Source organism: Pseudoxanthobacter sp. (assembly GCF_036822375.1).
GTDB lineage: Bacteria > Pseudomonadota > Alphaproteobacteria > Rhizobiales > Segnochrobactraceae > Pseudoxanthobacter.
Genome location: NZ_DAISHT010000246.1, coordinates 1 through 4,676 on the forward strand (window position 1 = coordinate 1; position 4,676 = coordinate 4,676).

Genomic DNA, 4,676 nt, shown 5'->3' on the forward strand with positions numbered 1-4,676 from the left:
CGGCAAGGCGGATGTTCTCGGCCACCGTGAAGCGCGGCACGAGGCGGAAGTGCTGGTGCACCATGCCGATGCCATGGGCGATGGCATCGCGCGGGGCGCGGTGCACCGCCTCCCGCCCGTCGATGAGAATGCCGCCGGCATCGGGCTGCTGCAGGCCGAACAGCACATTCATCAGCGTCGACTTGCCGGCGCCGTTCTCGCCCACCACGGCGTGGATTTCGCCGCGGCGGAACGAGACCGTCACGTTGTCGAGCGCCGGCCGCGGGCCGCCGAAATCCCGGGTGATGGCGCTGAGGGTGAGGAACGGCGGCGGGCCGAAGCCGGCGGGGCCTTTCGGTCCCGCCGCAGCCTCGTCCGTTGCCTCATTTGGCAATGTCGATCTCATTCTTCGCCACCTTGGCCATCAGGGCGAAAACGGTGCTCTCCACGGCCGGATCGACATGGTGGAACGGGCGCGACAGCGTCCAGCCGTCGTTGGCGAGCGTCATGGGGAAGATCTGGTCGCCGAGCGTGCCGGCCTTCAGCATCGCGCCCATCTGGTCATAGGCCTTGGCGAAGTTCAGCACGGTCGAGGCGACGATGGCTTCCGGGAACGCCTTGCTCTGGTCGATATAGGCGCCCATCGTGAACACCTGCTCTTCTTCGGCCGCCTGCTGGGTGCCGGCATCGGCGGTGTCGGCGGAGGGGATGAGGAAATCCGCTCCGCGGGCGATGGCGCCGACCGAGACTTCCTTGGCCTTGGCGACGTCGGTGAAGGAGCCGGTATAGAGCGTGTCGAATTTCACGTCCGGCTTCAGCGCTTTGGCACCGCGTTCCATGAACTCGATGGAGCGCTTGGTGGAGGGGATCGGCTCGGCCGCGATCACCGCCACATGGCCGTTCTTGCTGGCGGCAGCGGCAAGGGCGCCGACGACATAGCCGTACTGATCCCAGTCAACCGACCAGGCGGTGTAGTTCTTGATGCCGTCCGTGGAGCCGGCATAGGAATAAAGCACGAACTGGGTGTCGGGGAAGGACGGCGCCACTTCCTTGATCGCGGCGGCATAACCGGACGAGTGGCAGATGATCATCTTCACGCCGCGACCGGCGAGCTGGCGCAGGATGGCGGGCGCCTTCTCATAGGTCGCATCTTCCACATAGGAAGACTTGTAACCGTATTTCGTGGCCATGGCCCTGAAGGCGGCATAACCGCCGGGATCCCAGTTGCCCTGCGAAACGGACTGGGTGAAGAGCGCGGCGACTTCCGTCTCGGCGGCGAAGGCCGGGCCGGCGGTGGCGACGGCGGCAAGCGTCAGGGCAGAGGCGGCAAGGCCGGCCAGCATCTGGCGGCGGGAGAAAAGGCGCATCATGTCTTGGGACCCCACGGAAGGTTGTTTTTTGTCGAGGGCGGCAGAACACGGAGAGCAGCGAAACGTGCAGGACACACCGATCCCGTTCGCAGGGCGCGTTGCAGCGCCCTGCGCCGGCAGGACCGGAAGGAGCAGAACCGGAAGCGGATGGCACGGGGCGCGGGCGCCCCGGCAGGAGGCCGTCCTCTGGCCGTCAGATCACGGCGATGGCTTCGATCTCGATCATGAGATCCGGGTCGGCAAGGCCGGCAACCAGAATGAAGGTGCTGGCCGGCAGGGCATGGCCGGCGAAGAACGCGGTACGGCCAAGATGCAGCGCGGGAATGAAGGCGCGGTCGGTGGCATAGGTGGTGAGCTTGACCACATTGCCCGGGCCCGCGCCCATGCCGGCCAGCAGCAGGCCGAGATTGCGGTAGGTCTGCGCGACCTGCCGGGCGATATCGCCGGCCCCCACGACGTTGCCGTCTTCATCCCATGCAACCTGTCCGGTCAGGAACACCGGCGTGCCGGTGCGGATGACGGCGTGGTTGTAATAGGACTGCTGCTTCAGACCGGCCGGGTTGACGACACGCACCGCGGACGGGGTGTTCTCACCGGTAGGCATGGGCGATGTCCCGCGCGCCCGCGGCGGCGTTGGTCATCACGCCGCGCTCGGCCAGAGCCGTCACCACCTGAGTGCCGACGGTTTTCAGGTCGTCGATGAAGTCCGGCACGATCACCGTGATGCCGTCGAGATCGGCATTGAGCACGATATCGGCGAGCTTGTCGGCGATGGTCTCGGGGCTGCCGATGATGGCGGCCTTGCTCATCGAGTGGCGCTCGTTGCCCTGCTCGATGAAGCGGTTGGCCATGGTGTTCTGCGCCAGACTCTTGTCGGAGGAATATTCGCGGGTCTGGTTGTCGAGCGCGACCACGTCGACGCCGGAATTGTAGTAGTCGACCCGCTCCTGCGCTTCCCGGTCGGTGGCGCCGGGCACGATGGTGAACAGACCGTAGGTCTTGAAGTCCGGCCGGCCGGCCTCGTCCGCCAGTTCCTTGGCGCGGCGGCCGGTTTTGATGAAGTCGTCGCGGTTCGAGCCCAGCATGAAACTGCCGGTGCAGTTTTCGATGGTGAAGCGGAAGCCGCTGTCGGAGGCGCCGGCGCAGATGATCGGCGGCTGGCGGCGCGGCTTGGGGTTCGACATGCAGTCGGTAAGTTTGTAGAACTCGCCCTCGTGGTCCACCCGGTCCTCGGTCCACAGCCGCTTGGCGACAGTGACCCACTCTCTGGCCAGACGATAGCGCCCGCCATGGTCGAGATCGCGCCACAGGCCCATCTGGCCCTGATCGGCCGGGTTGGAGCCGGCCACGATGTTGAGCCCGAAGCGGCCGTTGGAAATCTGGTCCAGCACCGCCGCCATCTTGGCGACGATGGCCGGATGGAAGATCATGGTGTGGACCGTGCCCCACACGCCGATGCGGCTGGTGGCCTCGGCCAGACCGGCCATGGTGGTCATGGATTCCAGCGTGAAATCCCAGTGCTGGCTCGGGCCGCCGTAACCGCGCCACTTGGCCATCGACAGCGCGAAATCGAAGCCCATGTCTTCGGCGATCAGCGCCACTTCGCGGTTGTAGGCGTAGGTCGCCGGCAGTTGCGGGCTGGTGGTGGAGGTGATCCAGCCCCCGTTGCCGACAGGCAGAAAGACGCCGAGTTCAACGGTCTTGGTCGCGTTCTTCATGGAAACCTCTGGCAGGCTCGCAGGCCCCGGCCGGATCGTGCCGGCCTTGTGTGCGGTTCTCGCCCGGCGCTTCTGCCGGGGGCCGCCGCTCTCTGGCGATGGAGAAACGCTAACAGCAATTTCGCCGCCGCCGTAACCGAACTTGCGGTCTGCCGTGTTGCCCAAACGACAACACCAGCGCCGCAGGGAGCGCTCCCCCCCAACCGGCCGCGCGGCCCGGGGGGGAGCGCACCGGCCGGCCGGCGCACCGCTCACCCCAGCCGGGCCGCGGCAAGCTCGGGCCGGGCGTTCAGGGCATGGAAGTCGGTGCTGATCTTCTTGAGGAATTCGTTGGCGGCGTAGGAAAGCTGGCGGTCGCGGTGCACGCAGACCGCGGAGGTGACGCCCGCCAGATCCTCATCCTCGACCGGAATGGCGACGAGCGAGCCGTCGCGCACCTCGCGGCCGGCGGCCAGCAGCGGCGACAGCGTCAGTGCCCGTCCGGTCATCGCCATCGTCTTGGTCAGTTCGAGGTTGTTGGTGGAGACGATGACATCGGCAGTGAGCCGGGCGCGGGCGACCGCGTGGTCGAAAATCTGGCGGATGCCGGAGCTTGGAAAGTGGATCGCCACCTGCTGGCTGCACACCTCGGCAAGGGTCAGACTGTCCCGCCCGGCGAAGACATGATCCTTTGAAACCAGACACCTGACCGGTTCGGTGTGCTCCGCCACCACCTCGATGCCGGGCCGGCGGCGGGCGTTGAAGACGACGCCGATATCGGCCTCGTCGCGGATCAGCGCCTCCACGATGCGGTCGGACGATTCGGTCACCACCTGAAAGCGAATGGCGGGAAATTTCTCGTTGAAGGCGGCGATGGTGCGCGGCAGGAACTCTTTCACCAGCCCTTCCATGACCCAGATTTTCACCTCGCCCTGCTTCAGGCCCTTGAGGTTGCGGATGGTCTCCTGCACGCGCTCCAGATCGCGGAACATGTGGCGGGTGTAGCGCTCCAGCATCAGCCCGGCGGCGGTGAGCTGAATGCCGGTGTTCGACCGTTCCAGCAGCAGCGTGCCCAGCTGGTGTTCAAGAATGGCAAGCTGGCGGCTGACGGCGGAGGGGGCCACATGCAGCCGGTCGGCGGCCCGGCGGATCGAGCGGGTGGCCGCCACCTCGTTGAAATAGCGATAACCGTTGAAGTTCATAGGCAGGCTTTCCGGCAGGCGGGGCAAGGGGGGCAGGGCAGCGGGCAGGGCAGGGTCGCCCGGTCCGATTTTTCTCTTAAAGAGCAATTTGTGTGCCGCGCCTCGCGGGCATGGTGTTGCCGAAAACGCAACAAGCCATGGCGCACTCTTGGTTACCTGCTTTGCCGGCGGCGTTGTTAGCCTTCAGGTCATCGGGCGGCGGACAGAACGCCGGTCCCGGGACATCTCATCCGATCCGTGACAGCCGGCAGAAGCGCCGCTGCCTTCCGGCAGCGCCGCCCGGCCGGCCCATCCGCAACGTCTGCACGGGTTCATCCGCCGCCTGCCGCGCCGGATGCCGCGCAAGGAGTGCCTTGTCATGTCTTCCGAAATCTCGCCCGTGGAAATCATCACCCCGCCGCAGGCGCCGCCGCCGCTGGCGCCCTACA

The 4,676-nt window shown here is 66.4% G+C and carries 5 protein-coding genes; all 5 read right to left on the reverse strand.

Going from position 1 to position 4,676, the window contains the following annotated elements; all coding sequences use genetic code 11:
- The coding region (locus tag V7067_RS15700; protein ID WP_334176842.1) for an ATP-binding cassette domain-containing protein at window positions 1–373 on the reverse strand (373 nt) is incomplete at its 3' end.
- The gene (locus tag V7067_RS15705; RefSeq protein WP_334176843.1) at window positions 363–1,349 is read right to left on the reverse strand and encodes a BMP family protein; all 987 of its coding nucleotides are present in this window, start codon (window positions 1,347–1,349) and stop codon (window positions 363–365) included. The genes V7067_RS15700 and V7067_RS15705, both read right to left, overlap by 11 nt.
- Window positions 1,350–1,542: 193 nt before the next feature.
- Window positions 1,543–1,953: a RidA family protein gene (locus tag V7067_RS15710; RefSeq protein WP_334176844.1), complete on the reverse strand. Its 411-nt coding sequence runs from the start codon at window positions 1,951–1,953 to the stop codon at window positions 1,543–1,545.
- Window positions 1,940–3,067, reverse strand: a complete 1,128-nt coding sequence (locus V7067_RS15715) for an LLM class flavin-dependent oxidoreductase (protein ID WP_334176845.1) — start codon at window positions 3,065–3,067, stop codon at window positions 1,940–1,942. The genes V7067_RS15710 and V7067_RS15715 overlap by 14 nt, the downstream gene beginning before the upstream one ends.
- Window positions 3,068–3,318: 251 nt before the next feature.
- On the reverse strand, window positions 3,319–4,248 hold the full coding sequence (locus V7067_RS15720; protein WP_334176846.1) for a LysR family transcriptional regulator: 930 nt from the start codon (window positions 4,246–4,248) through the stop codon (window positions 3,319–3,321).
- Between the last annotated feature and the right edge of the window lie 428 nt (window positions 4,249–4,676).